Source organism: Pseudonocardia kongjuensis (genome assembly GCF_039526905.1).
Taxonomy (GTDB): domain Bacteria; phylum Actinomycetota; class Actinomycetes; order Mycobacteriales; family Pseudonocardiaceae; genus Pseudonocardia; species Pseudonocardia kongjuensis.
In genome coordinates this window covers 8,463-28,753 of record NZ_BAAAJK010000005.1, presented here as the reverse complement: position 1 = coordinate 28,753, position 20,291 = coordinate 8,463, and the positions used below count along the sequence as shown (strand labels likewise).

General features: G+C 72.6%; 20 protein-coding genes. 12 read left to right on the top strand and 8 right to left on the bottom strand.

The features are described 5' to 3' along the window. Positions 1-76: 76 nt before the first annotated feature. The 3 genes from ABD160_RS06545 to ABD160_RS06535 all read left to right on the top strand — a co-directional run bounded on the left by ABD160_RS06545 (position 77) and on the right by ABD160_RS06535 (position 3,319). Positions 77-1,699: an SLC13 family permease gene (locus tag ABD160_RS06545; RefSeq protein ID WP_344019423.1), complete on the top strand. Its 1,623-nt coding sequence runs from the start codon at positions 77-79 to the stop codon at positions 1,697-1,699. 71 nt (positions 1,700-1,770) lie between these two features. Then, positions 1,771-2,553, top strand: a complete 783-nt coding sequence (locus tag ABD160_RS06540; protein WP_344019421.1) for a maleate cis-trans isomerase family protein — start codon at positions 1,771-1,773, stop codon at positions 2,551-2,553. Between the two features lie 58 nt (positions 2,554-2,611). Continuing rightward, a complete protein-coding gene (locus tag ABD160_RS06535) occupies positions 2,612-3,319 on the top strand; it encodes a GAF and ANTAR domain-containing protein (RefSeq protein WP_344019419.1) in 708 nt (235 codons plus the stop codon). A 66-nt stretch (positions 3,320-3,385) separates the two neighbouring features. Here the strand turns inward: ABD160_RS06535 and tatA are convergent, their stop codons facing one another. The 3 genes from tatA to ABD160_RS06520 all read right to left on the bottom strand — a co-directional run bounded on the left by tatA (position 3,386) and on the right by ABD160_RS06520 (position 5,881). Beyond that, positions 3,386-3,625: a Sec-independent protein translocase subunit TatA gene (gene tatA, locus ABD160_RS06530; RefSeq protein WP_344019417.1), complete on the bottom strand. Its 240-nt coding sequence runs from the start codon at positions 3,623-3,625 to the stop codon at positions 3,386-3,388. A 49-nt stretch (positions 3,626-3,674) separates the two neighbouring features. Further along, positions 3,675-4,664, bottom strand: coding sequence for a ferritin-like domain-containing protein (locus tag ABD160_RS06525; RefSeq protein ID WP_344019415.1), 990 nt, complete (start codon positions 4,662-4,664; stop codon positions 3,675-3,677). A 518-nt stretch (positions 4,665-5,182) separates the two neighbouring features. Continuing rightward, positions 5,183-5,881 carry a helix-turn-helix transcriptional regulator gene (locus tag ABD160_RS06520; protein ID WP_344019413.1) on the bottom strand — a complete coding sequence of 233 codons (699 nt, stop codon included), beginning with the start codon at positions 5,879-5,881 and terminating at the stop codon, positions 5,183-5,185. Positions 5,882-6,093: 212 nt separating this feature from the next. On the opposite strand from ABD160_RS06520, the gene ABD160_RS06515 reads away from it, so the two are divergent. Further along, positions 6,094-6,840, top strand: coding sequence for a hypothetical protein (locus ABD160_RS06515; protein WP_344019411.1), 747 nt, complete (start codon positions 6,094-6,096; stop codon positions 6,838-6,840). 118 nt (positions 6,841-6,958) lie between these two features. On the opposite strand, the gene ABD160_RS06510 is transcribed toward ABD160_RS06515, so the two are convergent. Then, positions 6,959-7,624 carry a CPBP family intramembrane glutamic endopeptidase gene (locus ABD160_RS06510; RefSeq protein WP_344019409.1) on the bottom strand — a complete coding sequence of 222 codons (666 nt, stop codon included), beginning with the start codon at positions 7,622-7,624 and terminating at the stop codon, positions 6,959-6,961. A 131-nt stretch (positions 7,625-7,755) separates the two neighbouring features. On the opposite strand from ABD160_RS06510, the gene ABD160_RS06505 reads away from it, so the two are divergent. Together ABD160_RS06505 and ABD160_RS06500 are read left to right on the top strand one after the other, a co-directional pair. Then, positions 7,756-8,922, top strand: coding sequence for a sensor histidine kinase (locus ABD160_RS06505; protein ID WP_344019407.1), 1,167 nt, complete (start codon positions 7,756-7,758; stop codon positions 8,920-8,922). After that, complete coding sequence (locus ABD160_RS06500) at positions 8,910-9,599, top strand: response regulator (RefSeq protein WP_344019405.1); 690 nt, start codon at positions 8,910-8,912, stop codon at positions 9,597-9,599. Before ABD160_RS06505 ends, ABD160_RS06500 begins: the two co-directional genes overlap by 13 nt. Positions 9,600-9,619: 20 nt before the next feature. On the opposite strand, the gene ribB is transcribed toward ABD160_RS06500, so the two are convergent. The 4 genes from ribB to ABD160_RS06480 all read right to left on the bottom strand — a co-directional run bounded on the left by ribB (position 9,620) and on the right by ABD160_RS06480 (position 13,793). Continuing rightward, on the bottom strand, positions 9,620-10,696 hold the full coding sequence (gene ribB / locus ABD160_RS06495; RefSeq protein WP_344019403.1) for a 3,4-dihydroxy-2-butanone-4-phosphate synthase: 1,077 nt from the start codon (positions 10,694-10,696) through the stop codon (positions 9,620-9,622). Between the two features lie 14 nt (positions 10,697-10,710). Beyond that, positions 10,711-11,205 (bottom strand): flavin reductase family protein, encoded by a 495-nt coding sequence (locus tag ABD160_RS06490; protein ID WP_344019401.1) that lies wholly within the window; start codon positions 11,203-11,205, stop codon positions 10,711-10,713. Between the two features lie 189 nt (positions 11,206-11,394). Continuing rightward, positions 11,395-12,759: a spinster family MFS transporter gene (locus ABD160_RS06485; protein ID WP_344019399.1), complete on the bottom strand. Its 1,365-nt coding sequence runs from the start codon at positions 12,757-12,759 to the stop codon at positions 11,395-11,397. 68 nt (positions 12,760-12,827) lie between these two features. Further along, positions 12,828-13,793 carry a sugar-binding transcriptional regulator gene (locus tag ABD160_RS06480; protein ID WP_344019397.1) on the bottom strand — a complete coding sequence of 322 codons (966 nt, stop codon included), beginning with the start codon at positions 13,791-13,793 and terminating at the stop codon, positions 12,828-12,830. Between the two features lie 446 nt (positions 13,794-14,239). Between ABD160_RS06480 and ABD160_RS06475 the strand changes: the two genes are divergently transcribed. From ABD160_RS06475 to ABD160_RS06450, 6 genes are all read left to right on the top strand, one after another. Next, positions 14,240-15,355 (top strand): zinc-binding dehydrogenase, encoded by a 1,116-nt coding sequence (locus tag ABD160_RS06475; protein ID WP_344019395.1) that lies wholly within the window; start codon positions 14,240-14,242, stop codon positions 15,353-15,355. Positions 15,356-15,476: 121 nt separating this feature from the next. Next, the gene (locus tag ABD160_RS06470; RefSeq protein ID WP_344019393.1) at positions 15,477-16,766 is read left to right on the top strand and encodes an MFS transporter; all 1,290 of its coding nucleotides are present in this window, start codon (positions 15,477-15,479) and stop codon (positions 16,764-16,766) included. A gap of 148 nt (positions 16,767-16,914) precedes the next feature. Next, positions 16,915-17,661, top strand: a complete 747-nt coding sequence (locus tag ABD160_RS06465; protein ID WP_344019391.1) for an SDR family oxidoreductase — start codon at positions 16,915-16,917, stop codon at positions 17,659-17,661. 153 nt (positions 17,662-17,814) lie between these two features. Next, on the top strand, positions 17,815-18,144 hold the full coding sequence (locus tag ABD160_RS06460) for a hypothetical protein (protein ID WP_344019389.1): 330 nt from the start codon (positions 17,815-17,817) through the stop codon (positions 18,142-18,144). 181 nt (positions 18,145-18,325) lie between these two features. Continuing rightward, a complete protein-coding gene (locus ABD160_RS06455) occupies positions 18,326-18,745 on the top strand; it encodes a PEP-utilizing enzyme (RefSeq protein ID WP_344019387.1) in 420 nt (139 codons plus the stop codon). 47 nt (positions 18,746-18,792) lie between these two features. Then, entirely contained in the window at positions 18,793-20,223 is a 1,431-nt protein-coding gene (locus ABD160_RS06450; RefSeq protein ID WP_344019385.1) for a hypothetical protein, read from the top strand. Positions 20,224-20,291: the final 68 nt, after the last annotated feature.

Sequence of the window (20,291 nt, the reverse complement as noted above, 5' to 3'; positions counted from 1 at the left end):
GAGCCAGAGGAAAGATGCGTTGGACCCATGAGTGACGGGCTACCACAGTGATCCCACACGACCGAGGGAGTTCGTTATGGCCGCAGTGACCGGGAGCGGGGAGCGGGTCCCGCCGGCCCGCACCGACGTGAACGCCGTCCTGCTCAAGGGTGGCGCCTACCGCAGCCTGGGCGAGCAGCAGCTGTCGCCCGCGGAGCTGCGGTTCGAACGGGGCAGGCGCACCGCCGGACTGTTCGTCGCACCGCTCGCCGCCCTGCTCATGTGGTTCGCCCCGCTGCCGCTCGATCCGGACCAGCAGGCGATCGCCGCCGTGCTCACCGGCGTGATCGTGCTCTGGTTCTGCGAGTCCGTGCCGATCCCGGTGGGCGGCCTGATCGGCGTCGCCGCGCTGGTGCTGGTCGGAGCGGCTCCCGCGGCGGACGTACTCGCCCCGTTCGGCTCGACGACGGTGTTCACCTTCATCGGCGCCTTCATCCTCGCCCAGTCGATGCTCAAGCACGGCGTGGCCCGCCGGGTCGCCTACTTCGTGCTCGCGCTGCCCGGCGTCGGCAGCTCCACGGTGCGGATCATCGTCGCGTTCGGGCTGGTGACCTGCGGGCTGTCGTTCTTCGTCTCGAACACCGCGACGGTCGCCATGCTGGTGCCGACGGCGCTGGGCATCCTCGCCGTCATCGCCACCCTGATGCAGGACCGCGGCCTGGTGAAGCCGGACTTCGACCCGACCCGCCTGCGGCTCTCCGCGGCGCTGCTGCTGATGCTGGCCTACGGCGCCGGCGTCGGCGGCCTGCTCAGCCCGGTCGCGACGCCGCCCAACCTGATCGGCCGCGGGCTGATCGAGGAGATGACCGGGGAGCGGATCAGCTTCGCCCAGTGGGTGCTCGCCGCCGCACCGCTGGCCGCGTCGATGTTCGTGGTTCTGGCCGTCGTCGTGCTGCTGGTGAACAAGCCCGAGGTGCGCCGGATCGAGGGCGTCGCCGAGTACATCGCCGAACGCCGGGCCGAGCAGGGCCCGATGACGCGGGCAGAGTGGAACACCGTCGTCGCGTTCGGTGTGACGGTGTCGCTGTGGCTGCTGCCCTCGGTCGTCGGCGGCATCGCCGGCTCGGAGTCCGCGATCTACGAGGCCGTCGACTCACGGTTGAACGAGGGCGTCGTGGCCGTGCTGGGAGCCTCGCTGCTGTTCGTGCTGCCCACCAACTGGGCCCGCCGGGAGGCGACGATCTCCTGGTCGGACGCCGCCCGGATCGACTGGGGCACGATCCTGCTCTTCGGGGCCGGCCTGGTGTTCGGCGCCATGCTCAACCAGAGCGGGCTGGCCGAGACGATCGGGCAGGGCCTGTTCGCCACGATGGGCGTGTCCAGCGTCTTCGCGATCACCGCGGTCTCGGTGCTCGTCGCGCTGCTGATCTCGGAGACGACGAGCAACACCGCGACGGCCGCCGTCGTCGTACCGATCGTGGTGCCGCTCGCCGCCGCGGCCGGCGTGGATCCGGTGCTGCCCGCTCTCGCGGCGACCTTCGCCGCGTCGTTCAGCTACATGCTGCCGATCGCGACGCCGCAGAACGCGATCGTCTACGGGACGGGCTGCGTGCCGATCCTCAGCATGGTGCGCACCGGGCTGGTGCTGAACCTGCTCGGGTTCCTGCTGCTCGTGACGATCCTGCCGCTGTCCGCGGGGATGGTCGGGATCGGTTCCTGACCGTCGAAATATTGACTGTACCGTCAATTCGAGGCAGGGTGCTGTCCGACGCGGATCCCCGAGGAGGAGAGATGACCGCACCGGCAGTCCCGCACCACCGGATCGGGCTCGTCGTGCCCAGCTCCAACGTCACCGTCGAGACCGAGATGCCGGCGCTGCTCGGCCGGCACGCCGGCGCCACGTTCTCGTTCCACGCGAGCCGGATGCGGATGCACACGGTCTCACCGGAGGAGCTGCGCGCGATGAACGCCCAGCGCGGCCGGTGCGTCGACGAGATCGCCGACGCCGGGATCGACGCCGTGCTCTACGCCTGCCTGGTCGCGCTGATGGCCCAGGGGCACACCGACGGGCGCGGCGAGCACGACCACGTCGAACGGGCCGTGGTCGATCAGCTCGCCGACCGGGGACTCGCGGCCCGGGTCACCTCCAGCGCCGGTGCGCTGGTCACCGCGCTGACCGCGCTCGGCGCGTCCCGGATCGCGCTGGTGATGCCCTACCTGCGGCCGGTCGCCGAGCTCGTCGTCGGCTACCTGGAGGCGGAGGGGTTCACGGTCGCCGACTGGCGTGCGCTGGAGGTCGGCGACAACGCCGAGGTCGGCTGCATCGCCGGGGACCGGGTGCTCGGTGCCGCGCGGTCGCTGGACCTCACCGGGGCCGACGCGCTGGTGCTCTCCGCCTGCGTGCAGATGCCGTCGCTGGATCTGGTCCAGCGCGCCGAGGACGAGCTGGGACTGCCGGTGCTCTCCGCGGCGACGGCGGGCGCGTTCACGCTGCTGCGCAGCCTGGACCTGCCGGTCGACCTGCCCGGGGCCGGCGGGCTGCTGCGGCTGGACAGTCCGGTCGGGGCGCGCTGAACGGCGGATGTGCCGGGCGGGGGAGAACCGGAGGTCCACGGCGACCGAATGTCTGTGAATGGAGGACTCGAGCGCCCTGGACGTCGCGGCGGCGACGCTCGCGCTGGCCACGACGGACGCCCGGGATCCCGCACCCGCCCTCGGCAGGCTGGCCGAGACCGCGCACCTGCTCCTCGGGGTGACCGCCGGTGCCGCGCTGATCTCCGAGGGCGCCGTGCACGGTGTCGCCTCCGCCGGACCCGACGGCCCGTGCGGGGCGGTCCCCGCCGCCTTCGGCCAGGGCCCCGGCGGGGAGGCCGCGCGCAGCGGCCGCCCCGTCCTGTGTGCGGACCTGACCCGCGAACGCCTGCGCTGGCTGGCGTTCGTGGCGAAGGCGGTGACGGCCGGTGTCACGGGGGCGTGGGCGCTCCCGATCCGGTCCGGCTCCGGGACGACCGTCGGGGCGCTGCTGCTGCTCGGCGGGCGGGACACCGTCCCGGACCTGCGCGCCGCCGATCTGCTGGCCGGTGCGACGGGCGGTGCGATCGGCTACGCGGCCGAGCTCGACCGGATCGACCTGGAGCGCAGGCAGCTGCAGGACGCGTTGCGCAGCCGGATCCCGATCGAGCAGGCCAAGGGGGTCCTCTCGGCGCAGACCGGCCTGGGCATCGACGACGCCTTCGGGCTGCTGCGTGCACACGCCCGTCGCGGCGGGCACTCGCTGAGCGAGGTCGCGGCGGCCGTCGTGGACCGGCGGATCGGCCCGGCCGAGTTCACGCCCGAGTAGGCCCCGGACGCACGGATGCCCCGCCGCCCGGAGCGGGCGGCGGGGCATCCCGGGCGTGCAGCCGGGTCAGACCTCGGTGGGCACGGTCCGGGCGGACGTCGGCTCGCGGCCGGTGTCCGTCCGCTCGGCGGCGGGCAGCTCGCCGGAGCGGGCCGCCTCGTCGTCGCGCAGGCCCCGCATCTCGCCCTTGAGCACCCGGGTGGACTGGCCGAGCGACCTCGCCAGCTCCGGCAGCTTCTTCGCGCCGAACAGCAGCACGAACACGGCGATGACGATCAACCAGTGGGTGGGACTCATGGCGCCCATCGGCGTCTCCTTCGGAACAGGCGATTCGGTGTGCGGGACCCGCGCGGACTCAGCCGTTCGCGTCGCTGGTGTTGACCTCGCCGTTCACCCCGGCCGGGAAGAACCCGCCGGAGGTGACCGAGTCGGGGTTCAGGTAGGCGATGTTGAGGACCTGGCCCGGGGTGCGCGAGAAGGCGATCGAGTTCTCGTCGGCCGGCACGATGTTGGCGTTGCCGTTGCGGTCCACGATTCCCTGGTCGAGATCGGACGGGCCGTCGAGCGAGTCGCGGGCGTCGGAGATCTGCCCGACGACGTCGGCGGTGCCGCCCTGCAGCAGCAGCGTGCGGACCAGGCCGGCGTGGTAGGCCTCGACGGCGAGGATGCCGGCCGCCGCCTCCAGGAACGTCTTGTTGTCGATCAGCGGCGCCGCGCCCTTGTAGGCGGTGACGCCGACGTCCTCGAAGATGAAGGCGCCGAGCAGGAAGCTCGTCTCGTCCTTGAACGGGTCGAAGGTCTGGCCCGGCTTGATCACGCCGGCCGCGGTGGCCGCGGCGGTGAAGGCGTCCTGCAGGTCGATCGCCGGCCGGGAGACCTTCGCGTCGCCGAGGGCGGCCCGCAGGAAGTCGACGTGCGCCCGCTCGTCCTGGGCGATCTCCTCGGCGTACTGGCGGCCGATCTTGGTCTCGAAGGCGACCTGGTAGCCGCCGGTGACCCCGCCGAGCTCGCCGCGGCCGTCGATCTGGGAGTCGGCCAGGCCGGCACCGGTGACCGCGCGCAGGTAGAACTCGGCCTCCAGGTACTCCAGGTTGAGCGCGAAGTTGAGCACCGCGGCGTCCGACACCTGGGACTCGCTCCCGGAGCCGGATCCGGAGCCGCCGAGGACGCCGCCGAGCAGGCCACCGTCGGAGGCCGACGCGACGCCGGCACCCAGGACGCCCAGGCCGGCGACACCGGCGCCGGTCAGCCCGGCGGCCCGGAGGAACCGGCGACGGTCCATCGCGTTCTCGGAGCTGCGCTCGATCGAGTCGTGCAGGAACTTCTTGGTGAATCCGTGGAACACGAGGTCTCCTCGTGCAGGCCCGGCGCGGGGGACGACCGGGGTCCGGGGTCGTCGCGTGTCGGCCGGGCGGGGGACGGGCACGTGCGTGATGCCCGTCCCCCCACAACGACTCGGCCGCGCAACGGTTACGGATCTACAGCGGGCAGCGGGCGGCGCCAGGTCCTGGATGCGGGTGGGCGGCCTGCGGCCCTCCGTCCATGATCCCTGTTTCGGGAGTGTGGGAGCGCTGTCGCGGCACGAGGACTCCCGAAACAGGGATCATGAACCTGGGGGCGGGTCGGCGGAGAGGTGCTGGTGGCGGAGCAGCGGTGCCTCGGGGCTCGGTCGCGAAGCGGATCGACCGACCCGGGACCGTGATCGGGCTGCTGGTCGCGCCCCTGCTGCTCGCGCCGCTGCAGGCCGCGGGGGAGGAGTTGCGCGGTCTGGTCCTCCGGGTGGCCGACGGTTGGGCCCGTGGGGCGCGGGCCGGTCCGGTCGTCGGCATCGCCGCCGCGCTCATTCCCACGGGCGGGTGGCCGTCACGCCGTGAGCTCGCGGTATCCGGTCGGGCAGTCGCACGTGGTCGGACGGCCGTCCCGCACCACCCCGCCGTGGCACCGGTCTCCGGTGGCGGGCCGGCCGGTGCGCGAGTCGTGGCACCAGGCCATGCAGCCGCAGGTCCGGCACTGCGGGAGGTGTCCTTCCGGGATGTCGAGCAGGCGGTGCTCGCCGCGCAGGTCGGCGAAGAACTGTTCGACGGCGGCGCGGAAGTAGATGCCGCGGCGTACCGGGGCCGGGAACTCGTCGCGTTTCATGTAGCGGTACGCCATCGCTCGCTTGACCCCGCCGATCTCGCAGATCTCCTCGATGCCGACGACGTCGGGGAATCGGCGGATCGCGAGTCGACGATCCATCGCGGCGACGGTGAGGCACTCCATCGCCGCGACGTGCCAGCCCTCGCCCTCGGGGCCGAGGTGCCGCTCGGCCGCGGCGGCCAGCTCGGTGAGCAGGTGCGGAACCCTGGTGTGCCCCGTGCGGGCGGCCGGGGGATGGAACGGCACCAGCAGGTCGACGGTGGAATACGGCCCGGTGAGGGACCAGGTGCCTGCCCCGGGTGCGGCGCCCGGTGCGAACTCCTCGATGACGCCGTCGATCAGGGCTCGGGGATCGCCGTCGAACGGTGGGTCGAAGTCGAGCGTCATCGACAACGACACCGGGCGCGGGGCGGGAGCGGTCATGTTCCGAGACGCTAGCGAGGAGTAGACAATTCGTCTACTCCGGCGAGCGCGGCTCGGTCGGGGGTCGGGCCCGGGTGCCGGCGCGCATTTGCGAGACATGCTCATCAATAGTGACGACGCTGTTCGGCGGCCCGTAACGAGGCGAACGGCCCCTCGATCACATCGGCGAGCGCGGCGACCGCCGCCCCACCTGACACGCAGGGACCGCAGCCATGAACTCGATCGCCCGAACCCTCGCAGCCACCGCCGTCGGCGTCACCCTCGCCGCCGGGGTCCTGACCGCCTGCGCGACCCCGCACACCGAGCAGGGGTTCGTGTCCGAGATGCGTGCCGGCATGAGCGACACCGAGAACGCCGCCGTGTCCGACCAGCAGATGATCGCGGCCGGTCGGATGCTGTGCTCGTTCCCCGGTGCACTCGAGGCGGCACGCACCGAGCACTCCGACCGGATCGCGACCGTCGAGACCTACTGCGACGTCCTCCGCACGGAGATCCCCGCGGCCGATCCGATGGCGTGGGTGCCGGAGGCCGGGGCCACGGCGGCCGAGCCGATGCCGCCCGCCGAGGTCCCGGTCACGACCGGGACTCCGTTCTCGGTGAACTACGGAGGGACCGAGAACGCCCTCGACGTGACGATCACCGGGGTCAGTCGCTGCTCGTCGTACCTGATCCTGGACGTGCGCCTGGTGACCGGCTCGATCTACAGCGAGAACGACTCGTGGGCGAGCGGCTCCGGGATCGAGTGGCTCGACTCCTCGGGTGTCACCCGCCAGGCCTCCGACGCCTTCGTCGGGGACCAGTGCTTCGGCTACGACGAGCAGCTGCCGTACGCGTACGACCGCAAGCCGGGGCGCACCTACGTCGGCAAGCTCGCGTTCGAGATCCCGTCGACGGCGACGCAGCTGATGTTCGACGGGACCGACGGGGTCACCCGCACCCTGGCGATCTCCGGCACCTGAGCAGCCGTCCCCGGCGCCGGCGGCGCAGGTTCATGATCCCTGTTTCGGGAGTCCTCGTGCCGCGACAGCGCCCCCACACTCCCGAAACGCGGATCATGAACGCAGGTGGGCGGCCCGCTCAGGCCGCGCCGGTGGACGCCAGGACCGCAACGGTCATGACGAGGTTGTGGACGGCGTGCGCCGTGACGGCCGGCCACAGCGATCCGCTGCGCCGGCGCAGTTCCGCGGTGACCAGGCCGAGGACCAGCGCGGTCACGGCGGCGGGCGTCGGGCCGTGCGCGGCGGCGAACACCAGCGCGCTGCCCAGCACCCCGGCCACGGCGCCGTGGCGCAGCAGGACCGTCGTGACGATCCCGCGGAACAGCAGCTCCTGCCCCACCGGCACGACGAGCACCACCAGCAGCAGCGCCGCCGCGGCCGGGAGCCCGCCGGCACCGGCGGCGGGTCCCGGACCGAGCGCGGCGGCCACCCCGATCGAGACGAACGAGCAGACCAGGCCGGCGGTGGCCGCGACGACGAGCTGGTCCCGGGTCGTCCGGACCAGCCCGAAGGCCGCCCACGGGCGGACCCGGACCCGCGCGGCCGCGGCGAAACCGGCCAGCCCGGCGACCCCGGGGAGCGCCACCAGGACCAGGTCGTGCAGCACGGGACCGAGCGCGATCTGGTGCTGCGCGAGCAGCGGCGGCACCCGGAAGGCGACCACCCCCGCGATCACCAGCGCGACGACGGTCTCCGGCCATCCCGGTGGCGGGGCCTGCGTGCGGAGGAACGTCGAGCCGGACATGGCGCCGACGGTAGGGGCGCCGCCGGGTACCACGGATCGGCTGAGCGGCGAGGCCGTTCCGACCGAAGTCGGAGTGCCGAGAGCCGTGCGACGGAGGAACCGGCCCGGCCGCGCGGCCTAGGCTCGGCGCCGTGGAACCGGATCCGGACCGACGGCGCGGCGCCTGGCGGCCACGGGTCACCGACGTCGCGCTGATCGTGCTCTGCGCGCTGGTCGGGCTGTACGCGGCGGCCCTGCGGCTGGCGGTCCCGGGAGCGGTGCCGCCCGCCCTGGTCTACGCGGACATGGCGATCGGGCTGCTCGGCTGTCTCGGCCTGTGGTGGCGGCGGCGCCACCCGCTGCACGTCGCCACGGTGCTGATCGTCCTGTCCACGTTCTCGGAGGTGGCGTCGATCGCGGCGCTGGCCGCGGTGTTCACCGTGGCGAGCCGCTGCCCCACCCGGACGGCGGCGGCCACCGCGCTGGCGAGCCTGCTCGCGCTGGGCCTGTACTTCGTGCTGCGCCCGGAACCGGCGGTGCCGCTGTGGGCGCTGGTCGTGCTGCTGGTCACCGTGCACGCGGCCGTGGTCGGGTGGGGCATGCTGGTCCGCAGCAGACACGAGCTCATCGAGTCGTTGCGCGAGCGGGCCGCCGCCGCCGAGATCGAGGCCGCGCTGCGCTCCGAGCGCGCCCAGCACGAGGCGCGCGAGACCCTCGCCCGGGAGATGCACGACGCCCTCGGGCACCGGTTGTCCCTGCTCAGCGTGCACGCGGGGGCGCTCGCCTACCACCGGGGCGCCTCGGCGGAGGAGGCCGCCCGGGCCGCGGACGTGATCCGGGAGAACGCGCACCGCGCCCTGCAGGACCTGCGCGAGGTGATCGGCGTGCTGCGCGCCCCGGTCGGCGAGGTCCCGCTGCCCGACGTCGGGGACATCGGTGAGCTGGTCGGCGAGACCGTCCGCGCCGGGACGCCGGTCGAGCTGCACGACGAGCACGGTGTGACGACCGGGGGACGGCCGGTCCCGGCGACCGCGGGCCGCACCCTCTACCGGTTCGTCCAGGAGAGCCTGACCAACGCCCGCAGGCACGCCCCCGGCGCCCCGGTCGTCGTGCGCATCACCGGCGCACCCGGCGACCGGATCGAGGCCGAGGTGGAGAACGGCGCGCCCACCGGTCCGGCTCCGGCCGCGCCGGCCGGCTCCGGCGCGGGCCTGCGCGGCCTCGCCGAGCGGGCCACGCTGGTCGGCGGCGCGCTCGAGCACGGGCCGACCGGCTCGGGCGGCTGGCGGGTCGGGATGCGGCTACCGTGGCCGCCGTGACCGACGGTGCCGGGCCGACCATCGACGTGCTCGTCGTCGACGACGACCCGGTCGTCCGGTTCGGACTCACCATGATGCTGCGCGGTGCGCCCGATCTGCGGGTGGTCGCCGAGGCGGGCGACGGCGCCGAGGCGATCGAGCTGGCCCGGCGGCACGCGCCGCACGTGGTGCTGATGGACATCCGGATGCCCGGCACCGACGGGCTCACCGCGACCGAGACGCTGCGCCGGCACCCGGGGGCGCCGCAGGTCGTCGTGCTCACCACCTTCGACGCCGACGAGCACGTGCTGCGCGCGCTGCGCGCCGGTGCGGCCGGGTTCCTGCTGAAGGACACCCCGCCGGACGAGCTGGTGCTCGCCGTCCGGCACGCCGCGCAGGGCCGCCCGGTGCTCTCGCCGCAGGTGACCCGGCGGCTGATCGACCACGTCGCCGGGTCCACCCGCGACAGCGCGCGGGAGACCGCGCGCCGGCGGCTGGGGCTGCTCGCCGACCGGGAGCGGGCCGTCGCGCTGGAGCTGGGCGCCGGGCGGTCCAACGCCGAGATCGCCGCGCGGCACCACATCAGCCTCGCGACCGTCAAGACGCACGTGTCGGCGATCCTGACCAAACTGGACCTGAACAACCGGGTCCAGGTGGCGCTGCTGGTGCACGACGCGGGGATCGAACCGCCCGGCTGACCGGACGCCCGCGCCGGGGGTCAGCCGGCGAGCCGCCGCACCGGCCCGGTGACGACCGGGGCGCCGGACCGCGACCGCAGGTCGGCCAGGATCCACTCGGCGACGATCGGGAGCCGCCCGTCCCGGCCGGTGACGGCCGGATCGGACTGCAGGCCGCAGGCCCGCACCCCGCCGACCGGGCGCAGGTAGGTGATGATCCCGCGACCCTCGGCGGCGAACCGGGCCATCGCCTCGGTGAGCGACCGCCCGCAGTCGCAGGAGCTGGCCCGCAGCACGTCGCCGCTGAGGCACTCGACATGCACGTGCACCGGGGTGTCCTCGGTGACGTCGTCGAGCTCGCCGGCCAGCAGCGCGACGTGCTCGGCGCCGTCGGTGGCCCGGTACCCGACGGCCCGGAAGTGGCCGTGCTCGGTCGGCAGCGCGGTGGTGACGACCCGCTCGACCTGCGCCTCGGTGCGCAGCCGGTACCGGATGATGTCGTCCACCGACACCAGCGCCAGGCCGTGCTCGTCGGCGAAGCGGTTCAGCTCCGCGCCGCGGGCCATCGTGCCGGGCCGCTCGGTGGAGACGATCTCGCAGAGCGCGCCGGCCGGCGGCAGCCCGGCGAGCCGGGCCAGGTCCACTGCGGACTCGGTGTGCCCGGGCCGGGTCAGCACGCCGCCGGGGCGGGCCCGCAGCGGCACCACGTGCCCGGGCCGGACGAAGTCGCGCGGGACCGACGTCGGCGCCGCGAGCGCCGCGATCGTCGCTGCCCGGGCGGTCGCCGAGATCCCGGTCCCGGTGCCGGCCCGGTCCACGGTGACCCGGTAGGCGGTGCTGAACCGGTCGCCGTCGCGATGGTGCATCGGCGGGAGGTCGAGCCGGTCGCACTCGTCGTCGGGCAGGGCGACACAGATGAATCCCGAGGTGTGCCGCACGGTGAAGGCGACCAGCGCGGGGGTGGCGAGCGCGGCGGCGAAGATCAGGTCGCCCTCGTCCTCGCGGTCGGCGTCGTCCACGACGACGACGGGCTGACCTGCGGCGATCGCGACGAGCGCGGCGCGCACGCGGGCTTCGGCGGGATCGGTGCCGGGGGAGACGGTGTCGAGCGGGTGCACGGGGGGCTCCGGTGTCAGATCGCGGCCAGGCGCCGGAAACGGCTGCCGTGGAAGACCAGGGGAGGGGTCGCCGGATCGGCACGGATCCCGTGCACGTTCAGCAGGATGATGTCGTGGTCGCCGCTGGGGACCTCGGCGTGGACGGTGCAGTCCAGCCAGAGCGTCGCGCCGTCGACGAACAGTGCGCCGTCGGGGGCGACCGTGGTCGGGGTGCCGGCGAACCGGTCGCCCTTCTTGCTGGCCAGCCGGCCGCAGGCGTCGTCCTGGCCCTCGGCGAGGACGCTGAGCCCGAGCCGGGGGAGCCCGCGCAGCTTCGGCCACGTGGTGGAGCTGTGCTGCATGCACACCGACACCAGCGGCGGCTCGATCGAGACCGAGGTGAACGAGCTCGCGGCCAGCCCGACCGGGACACCGTCGACCTCCGCGCACACCGCCGTCACGCCGGACGGGAAGCAGCCGAAGGCCTGGCGGAGCTGTTCACCGGCGGTCACCGGCTCGATCACGGACATCGCTGCCTCTCCCTCCGGTGCCGGCGGCGGTGCCTGCACCCGTCCGCCGACGCTAACCGGGCGACCGGCGGTGTGACTGTCCTGAAAACGTACGGTCGTATCCATTCAACGCCGGATGACCTCCGTTCACGCTGTGACGCAGGTGTGACGAGTGTCCCGGAAGCGCTGGGGCAAGGGGGTTGACTCCGGTCAGCCCGCCTCCACCGCGGCCTTCATCGCGGCGTTGTCGCGGCCCACCCGGGACGCCGCCAGGAACAGCCCGACCGCGGTGATCGCCATCGAGATCGGGACGATCACGGCGAGCGCCTGGCGCAGCCCGGTCGCCGCCGCCTCGGCCTCCCCGGCCCCGGCGGCCAGCGCGGTCGCGGCGAACGAGTCGGACAGCGCACCCGCGATGACCGGGCCGATCGCGCCGCCCAGCAGGTAGAAGGCGGCGAAGAAGACGGCCGTCGCGGTGGACCGCAGCCGCGGCGGGACGACGTCGGCGACCGCCGGGTAGGCGGAGGTGTAGTACAGGTACTGCAGCAGCCAGCCGGCGCCGAACAGCAGCACGAACAGCCCGGTCGCGTCCGGGCCCAGGGTCAGCGCGGTCCAGGTGAGCGGCACCGACAGCAGCGTCGCGACCGCACCGACCATGACCCGGGCCCCGGTGGACCGCCCGGCCGCCCGGTCGGACACCCAGCCGCCGACCAGCAGCCCGATCAGGCCGGTGATCCCGACGACGACGCCGGTCAGCACCGCGGCGGTGGTGAGCGAGACGCCGAAGTAGCGCTGGAACAGCGGGACGGTGAACGTGTTGACCGAGTAGGCGGCCAGGTTGGCGCCGATCCCGGCGATGATCAGGCACCACATCGTCGGCACCGCGAGGATCCGCCGGAACGGCCGGTCGACCTTCTCCGCGGTGGTGGGCGCCGCGATCTTCTCCGACGCGCCCCGGCGCGGCTCGCGGACCAGGAAGAAGCCGATCGCGATCAGCAGGCCGGGGATCGCCGCCAGCACGAACGGGGCCCGCCACGAGTCGAACGCCTCGGTGATCGCGCCGACCGAGAAGTACGCCAGGATCAGCCCGACCGGCAGGCCCAGCTGGAACAGGCCGAACGCGCGGGCGCGCTTGTGGGCCGGGTAGAGGTCGGCGATCGTCGAGTTGGCGGCCGGGGCGTAGCTCGCCTCGCCGATGCCTACCCCGACCCGCATCAGCAGCAGCGAGACGTAGTTCCAGGCGGCGCCGCTGGCCGCGGTCAGCAGGCTCCAGGCGACGATGCCCCAGCCCATGATCCTCGCCCGGGACCGGTTGTCGGCCAGCCTGCCCAGCGGCAGCCCGAACAGCGCGTAGACGACGGTGAACGCCGCCGCGAGCACCCCGATCTGCAGGTCGGACAATCCGAACTCGAGCTTGATCGGCTCGGCGACGATCGCCGGGATGGCCCGGTCGTAGAAGTTGAAGGTGTTCGCGGCGAACAGCAGCAGCAGGAACCGGCCGGCGTTGGACGCCTGCGCCCCCTGCTCGTCCTTCTCGGTGGGCAGGAAGTCCTCGCGTGGGCGTCCGCTCGTCATCGACCCCTCCGTTACCGGTGTCCACATCCTTGTGGTCGGGGACAGCCTGCCCGAACCGGACGGATCCGTCACCGGGGTGCGAGCGGCTCCCCGGCGTGTCCGAGCAGCGCGTCGGCCGTCGCGGCGTCGCAGACCAGCGTGTGCACCAGGCCGGACCGGAGCACCGCGTCGGTGGCCGCGGCCCGCTCCGGGTCCCGGACCAGCGCGACGACCTCGCCCGCCGCGCGCAGCTGGGCCTCCCCGATCGCGACCAGGTGCCGGGACAGCCCGGTGTCGAGCACCCGGCCGTCCGGATCGACGAGCAGCCCGACGATCTCGCCGCACGCCCCGCGCCCGCCGAGCCGCCTGCGCTCCTGCGTGCTGAGCACGTTGTGCACGGTCGAGCCGCCGTCGCGCCAGGCGCCGATCCCGACGACGGCGGTGCCGAGCTCGCCGAAGCGGGCGTAGGCGTCGGCGACGCCCGGCTGCTCGCGCAGGGTGCGGGCGGTCTCCGGGTCGGGGAGCACGAGCGGGGCGTAGATCGGGTACGCCTCACCGCCGCAGAGCGCGGCCGCCCGGAACACCGCGGTGGCCGATCCGTCCCGCCGCCACGGCAGCGAGTAGGCGCCGCACAGCTGGACGACCGTGCAGCGGGCGAGCCGGTGCAGGTGCCCGACGACGTCGTTGACCGTCCGGGACCAGGCCAGTCCGAGCACGTCGCCGGGCCGCACGGTCTCGCACAGCAGGTCCGCGCCCAGCGCGGCGACCCGGTCCGGCGCCGTCCGGGCCGGGCCCTCGGCCGTGACGAGCGCCCGCCGCAGCCCGTAGGCGGCGCCGAGCCGCGCCGACCGGGCGGCGTCGAGATCGGCGCCCGGGTCGATCGCGACGCGGACGATCCCCCGCTCCTGCGCGGCCTCCAGCAGGCGCGCCACCCGGAACCGGCTGAGCCCGGTCTCGGCGGCGATCGTCACCTTCGTCTGCTGCCGCCGGAAGTACCGGTCGGCGATCTCGGCGACCTGCAGCCGGTGGGCCGGACCCCAGTCGAGCGCGCTCATATGAGCACAGTAGTGCGGGCCATCGGTGCCCTCGCTGTCGCGGAATCGTCGGTGACGTCTGATGGAGGGAGTGCGACGACGCTCATCCGAGAGCATCACGCGCCGGTCGTCCCGATCGCCCGGGCCACAGCGGTCCGGCGGATGTCGCGTTCCCCAGGAGCCGTCGGAGCACGCCGACCGCGATGAGGATCCGGTCCGCGCCGATAAACCGTGTACGGATGGTTCGGTCACGATGCTCGGGTTGTCGGCACCGGGAGTGCCCGCCGACGACCAGTCTTGACTCGTCCGCGGAGGGGACGTACGTTCGGCGCGAAATAGTTGGTATACGTACTTATCGAGCTGGTTCTGGTCGACCGTGGGGTGACCGGCAGTGCTGCGTCCCCGGCACCCGGCCGGATGCGGACGGCCGAGCAGCCGTCCGACGGGTTCACCGGAGGAAGGGCGTCATGACCTATCCCAGGACGTCACCGGCCGCCGTGCTGCCCGCGTTCGGTGGGCCGACCGAGATCCGTGAACTGCCCGTACCTCCGCTGGAGGACGACGCGCTGCTGGTCGAGGTCGAGGCCGCGACGCTGTGCGGCACCGACGTGCACATCGCCGACGGCGACCTCGCCGGCCCCGGCTTCGCCCAGGTCCCCCTGGTGCCGGGGCACGAGATCGTCGGGCGTGTGGTCGCCCGCGGACGGGACCGGCGGACCGACTCGCTCGGCCGCCCGCTGCGGGAGGGCGACCGGATCGCCTGGGCCTACGCCTGGTGCGACCGGTGCTACTGGTGCACGGTCGCCAAGCAGCCGACGCTGTGCGCGAACCGGATGATGTACGGCTGGGGGCCCTCGGACACCGCGCCGTACCTGACCGGCGGGTTCTCCCGGTACTGCTACGTGCGGCCGCGCTGCCGGACCGTGCTCGTCCCCGAGTCGCTCCCCGCACCGCTCGCGGCGTCGGCGACCTGCGCCCTGCGCACCGCGATCCATGCCTTCGAGGCGCTCGGGCCGCTGCACTCGTCGGACACCGTCGTGATCCAGGGGGTGGGGCCGGTCGGGCTCTACGCGCAGGCGTGCGCGGTCGCGGCCGGTGCGGGGCAGGTCCTCGCGTTCGGCGCGCCCGCCGGCCGGCTGGACGTCGCGTCCCGATGGGGTGCCACCCGGGCGGTCGACCTGAGCGCCACCAGCGCCGAGGAGCGGCTCGAGACGGTCCGCGCGCACACCGACGGGCGCGGCGCCGACGTCGTCGTCGAGTGCGCCGGCGTGGCCGACGCCTTCACCGAGGCCGTCGACCTGGTTCGTCGCGGTGGCCGGATCGTCGTCGTCGGCGCCGCCGATCCGCGGCCGAGCCTCGTCCCGGCGACCACGTTCAATCTCCGGCAGGTCTCGGTCGTCGGGACCGTCTCCGCCGACATCTCCCACTATCACCGGGCGTTCGCGTTCCTGGAACGGCATCGGGACCGCTTCGACTTCCCGGCTGTTCTCGGCGATCCCTTCCCGCTCGACCGCGTGGACGCGGCGCTCGACTCGGTGCGGACGGGCGGGATGAAACCCGTCGTCCTGCCGAGCGCCGCCTGACCGAGCGCGCCGGAACCGTGCACATCCGATCTCGACTCGACGAGGAGTGGCCATGACAGCACCTGGGACGGGAAAGGATGCGGTCGAGGGCGGACGGTGGTCCGCACCGAAGATCGCAACGGTGTCCCTGGTCGGCACCACGATCGAGTACTACGACTTCTTCATCTACGGCACCGCCGCCGCTCTGGTGCTGGGCCCGCAGTTCTTCCCGAGCGAATCCCCGGTCGCGGCCACCCTCGCCGCGTTCGCCACCTTCGCGGTCGGCTTCCTGGCGCGTCCGCTCGGTGGCGTCGTGATGGGCCACTACGGCGACCGGGTCGGCCGCAAGCACATGCTGATGATCTCGCTGCTGTTGATGGGAGTGGCGACCGCGCTCATCGGGCTGCTCCCCAACTACGCCTCGATCGGCGTGCTCGCCCCGGCGCTGCTGGTGTTCCTCCGGTTCGTCCAGGGGTTCGCCGTCGGAGGCGAGCTCGGCGGCGCCGTGCTGATGTCGTTCGAGCACGCACCCGCCCGGCGGCGTGCGCTCTACGGCTCCTTCCCGATGATGGGCCTTCCGCTCGGCATCGTCCTGTCGACCCTGGTGTTCCTCGTCGTGCAGGCGCTCGTGCCGGCGGAGTCGTTCGACACCTGGGGATGGCGGATCCCGTTCCTGCTGGCCATCGTCATCGTGGGTCTCGGTGCGGCGCTGCGCGCGAAGGCCGCGGAGAGCCCGGAGTTCGCGGCCGCCAAGGCCCGGGGAGACGTGCGCCGGGCACCGATCGTCGAGATCTTCTCGACCTCCCCGCGGGAGGTCGCGCTCGGGGCGGTCGCGATGATCGCAGGGCCCGCGCTCGGCTATCTCATCCTGGTCTACCTGCTGTCCTACGGCACGACGGAGCTGGGGCTCAGCAACGCGACCATGCTCTCGGTGATCGTCATCGCGGCCCTGATCTGGGTCGTGATGGTGCCGCTGACCGGCGTGCTCGCCGACCGCTTCGGTCGCAAGCCGGTGTTCGTCGTCGGCTGCGTGGTCGCCGGCGCATGGGCCTTCCCGCTGTTCGCGCTCGTCGACACCGGCGACTTCGGTCCGATGGTGCTCGCGGCATCGATCGGCGCGGCCGGTGTGGCGATGATCAACGGCGTGCAGGGGGCGCTGCTGTCCGAGGCGTTCCCGGTGCACCTGCGCTACAGCGGCATCTCGCTCACCGTCCAGATCGGGACGATGCTCGGGGGTGCGATCGCGCCGCTGGTGGCCACCGCGCTCCTGGCTGCCACCGGCAGCTCGTCGTCGATCGCGCTGTACATGGTGATCGTCGCGGTGATCAGCCTGGTCGCCGTCCTCCGGCTGAACTCCGCACCGGACCGGTTCCGGAACCAGGCGGACCCGACGCCGAGGGCCGGACGGGCCACCGAGACCCCAGCCTCGTGAGGGCCGCACGGGTCCGCTGCCCTCCGGTGCCGGGGACACCGGTACCTGGCGGTCCATATAGTGTGTACACCGATCATATCTAGGGACGGCATAATCCCAGTTCAGAGCCGACCAGTGGGCATGTTAGTCCGTATGCTAACCTTTATCGATGGAGATCACCGGACGCACTGTCTTCATCCCCGGATCGACGAGTGGGATCGGCCGCGCTCTCGCTGTCGCCCTGCACGAGCGCGGCAACACGGTCATCCTCGGCGGACGCCGCAGGGACCGCCTGGACGAGCTCACCGCAGCGCACCCCGGCCTCGACGCGGTCGTGATCGACACCGCTGATCCGGAGAGCATCCGGAAGGCCGTCGCCGAGGTTCTCGACCGGCACCCGGATCTCGACGTTCTCATCGCGATGGCCGGGATCATGAAGGCCGAGGACTGGCGAACCCCGGAGGGCTTCCTGTCCTCCGCGGAGGACGTCCTCACCACGAACCTGCTCGGCCCGATCCGGTTGATCGCCGCACTGGTCGAGCACCTCCGGGGCCGGCCGCAGGCTGCGATCCTGACCGTGTCCTCGGGGCTGGCCTTCACCCCGCTGGCCGTGACCCCCAGCTACAACGCATCGAAGGCGGCGGTGCACGCACTGACCGAATCGCTGCGGTTGCAGCTCGCCGACACGTCGATCGCCGTCCGCGAGATCGTCCCGCCCGCGGTCCGCACCCCGCTGATGCCCGGCCACGAGGACAACGAAGCGGGGATGCCGCTCGACGAGTACGTGGCCGAGACGATCGCCCTGCTCGAGGGGGACGACCGCGAGATCCTCGTCGAGCGGGTGAAGCCCCTGCGCTATTCCGAGGTGCGCGGCGAGTACGAGCAGACCGTCGCGCTGCTCAACGGCGGTCACTAGATCTCACCCACCGATGCGCCGATCTCGGCCGAGAGCGCTCATATGAGCACCACAGCCCGCCGATTTCGGCGCTTCGTTGACCTCGTCGCGGGTCGGATCATCTACTGGACCGCGAGCACACCGCTCATCTGAGCCGAGGGGAGCGCCGCGACCGTGACCGACGTCGTCTGCTCCCGGGCCCGGACGGAACCGGCCACGCCGGGCGGCCTGCTGCTCGTCGGCCCCGACGACGGCTACGGCGACATCGCCCTGGAGCGGCTCACCCTCACCGGCACCTGGCACGGCGGGGCGCGCGCGGCGGACCGGCTGCTGGTCGTGCTGACCGGGACCGTGCGGGTGCTCGTGGCCGGCGGCCCGGTCGTGACGCTCGGGCCGAACGAGGTCGTGCACGTCGGGCACGGGCGCGGCGTCGCGGTCGAGTTGCCGGACGGCGGCACCACCGAGCTGATCCTGCTCGCCGCGCCCGCCTCGTCGTCGGGCTGACGCCGCCGCGCGTTCCCCCGGGGCTGTCCCCGCAGGACAAGTGTCACCAACACTTTTGTCCGCGGGTTCCATCGGACAGCGTGGTCGTTGACGGCACTGTGACCCACGCAACGTCGTGATGCCGACGTCCGGCAGATCCTCGGGCAGGCGACAGTCCCACAGAGTTCAAGGAGGAACTTCCATGGCCGAAGTGCTGGCGGAGGGCTACAACGTCTTCGACACCGCCAAGTCACCCAGCGGGACCGTGAAGTACCTGTCCTCGCCGGCAGACGTGATCTCACTGATCCAGTCCGGCAAGCTGGGCGAGCACATCCTGCTGGTCCAGGGCGGGACGACGACCTTCCTCGCACCGGCGCTCAGCATGGGCGCACTCGGCGTGATCACCATGTCCGGCGCCCCCGAGTCGCACCTCGGGATCCTGTCCCGCGAGTTCCAGACCCCCTGCGTGATGACGGCCTACCTGACCTCCAGCGAGTCCCGCTACGTGGTCGGCGCGACCGATCCCTCGCACTTCGAGGAGATCGCCACGGCGCTCGACGGCCGCAAGGTCCGGCTGGACTGCACCGACCACGAGGTCGGCCGGGTCGTCGCGGACGACTGACCACCTCCCCTCCCGCACGCCGCCGATCCGGACAGGAGCACAACGCAGTGACGACCACCGAGGGCAAGAAGGCGACCTACAAGAAGCGCTACGAGGAGGGCGACGACGGCCTCCGGTTCCAGGACCTCACCTACACCGGCAACTTCGTCGGGCTGGAGCCCGTCACCGACGGCATCAAGGGCGACAAGATGCTGAAGGCCCGGGCGAAGTCGGGCGTGCTGGAGAAGGTGTCCAAGGACGACGTCCTGAACCCGCAGTTCAGCATCGACGAGCTCAACGACCTGAACAACTACCTCGCCTGGAACATCTGGGACGTGCTGGTCATGCGCGCCACCGAGGGCGTCAGCGGCATGATCCCGCGCCAGGAGTACGAGATCCTGGCCTTCATGCACGAGTTCTACCGGTGGCCGGAGATCCTGCGGATGACCACCCGGGAGGTCGGCGCGCAGGGCGTCATGGACATCGGTGCGTCCGCCCGGCGGGAGATCGGCACCAAGGTCAACTCGGTGCACGACTGGTGCATCGGCGCGGTCGGCTTCGGGATGGGCCGGTGCGGCCTGCTCGCGCTGGAGGCGATCGGGCCGGACGACTACGTCGCCGAGTCCAACGAGATCCTCAAGTTCATGCAGCGCGTGCTGTGGGGCAAGCGCCAGGACGGCTTCATCCTCAACTCCCAGGACCGCTACCGCTGCCGGATCCACGAGGAGGACTTCCTCCAGCAGCTGACCGCCCAGGTCGAGACGCTCGAGCCCGGCAGCCCCAAGCACGGGGCGTTCACCCAGTTCAACGCCGCCACCGAGCTGCTGGCGTTCCTGCACCACTACGACAACCGGCTCGGCCTCGGCGACACCGGCCCCTACGAGCTCCCGGACGGCAACCTGCTGATCCTGCGGGACCTGTTCGTCAACGAGGAGATCTACCACTGGTCCGACGTCAGCGAGGACGCCCGGCTGCCGCACGCCTACACCCTCGCGATGATCATCGACCCGGAGCGGATGGGCCTGGAGGAGATCCGGGTCAACGACATCTCGACCACCTTCACCCGGCCGAAGAACTACATCGAGGCGATCATCGGCGGGGCGGTGTTCGCCCGCGAGAAGTGGGACACGCCGATGGGCGAGGTCTACCCGATCAAGATCGACGAGCTCGGCGACCACCTCGGGCGGGTGCAGCAGGCGACCCTGAAGCTCTACACCAAGACGTCGAAGATGTGCCGGCGTGACCTGATCTGGAACGGCCAGTACGTCTACTACATCGACATGATCCTGCCGCACCTGCGCAAGGCCGGAACCTACGAGAAGGCCTGCCGCGACTACGACCTGTGGGAGATCGACCAGCGCGTGTCGAACTACTACTACGACATCACCAAGCGCGGCTTCGCCCAGGAGACGGTGCCCAGCAAGATCTTCTCCGGGGCCGGTTACCTGCCCTTCTCCGACGACGCGGACCTGCGCAGCTCCAAGGGCCGCTGGCTCTGACCTCCGGGTGACCGCGCCGCCCCGGCGGCGGTGCGGTCCGACCACCACGAGCCGACCCGGCCGGGGGG

Coding starts and splice junctions, on each gene's coding strand:
- ABD160_RS06520 (WP_344019413.1), bottom strand. CDS start 5,881: ATGACCGCTCCCGCCCCGCGCCCGGTGTCGTTGTCGATGACGCTCGAC.
- ABD160_RS06455 (WP_344019387.1), top strand. CDS start 18,326: ATGGCCGAAGTGCTGGCGGAGGGCTACAACGTCTTCGACACCGCCAAG.
- ABD160_RS06540 (WP_344019421.1), top strand. CDS start 1,771: ATGACCGCACCGGCAGTCCCGCACCACCGGATCGGGCTCGTCGTGCCC.
- ABD160_RS06545 (WP_344019423.1), top strand. CDS start 77: ATGGCCGCAGTGACCGGGAGCGGGGAGCGGGTCCCGCCGGCCCGCACC.
- ABD160_RS06510 (WP_344019409.1), bottom strand. CDS start 7,624: ATGTCCGGCTCGACGTTCCTCCGCACGCAGGCCCCGCCACCGGGATGG.
- ABD160_RS06535 (WP_344019419.1), top strand. CDS start 2,612: ATGGAGGACTCGAGCGCCCTGGACGTCGCGGCGGCGACGCTCGCGCTG.
- ABD160_RS06515 (WP_344019411.1), top strand. CDS start 6,094: ATGAACTCGATCGCCCGAACCCTCGCAGCCACCGCCGTCGGCGTCACC.
- ABD160_RS06490 (WP_344019401.1), bottom strand. CDS start 11,205: ATGTCCGTGATCGAGCCGGTGACCGCCGGTGAACAGCTCCGCCAGGCC.
- ABD160_RS06475 (WP_344019395.1), top strand. CDS start 14,240: ATGACCTATCCCAGGACGTCACCGGCCGCCGTGCTGCCCGCGTTCGGT.
- ABD160_RS06465 (WP_344019391.1), top strand. CDS start 16,915: ATGGAGATCACCGGACGCACTGTCTTCATCCCCGGATCGACGAGTGGG.
- ABD160_RS06480 (WP_344019397.1), bottom strand. CDS start 13,793: ATGAGCGCGCTCGACTGGGGTCCGGCCCACCGGCTGCAGGTCGCCGAG.
- ABD160_RS06485 (WP_344019399.1), bottom strand. CDS start 12,759: ATGACGAGCGGACGCCCACGCGAGGACTTCCTGCCCACCGAGAAGGAC.
- tatA (WP_344019417.1), bottom strand. CDS start 3,625: ATGGGCGCCATGAGTCCCACCCACTGGTTGATCGTCATCGCCGTGTTC.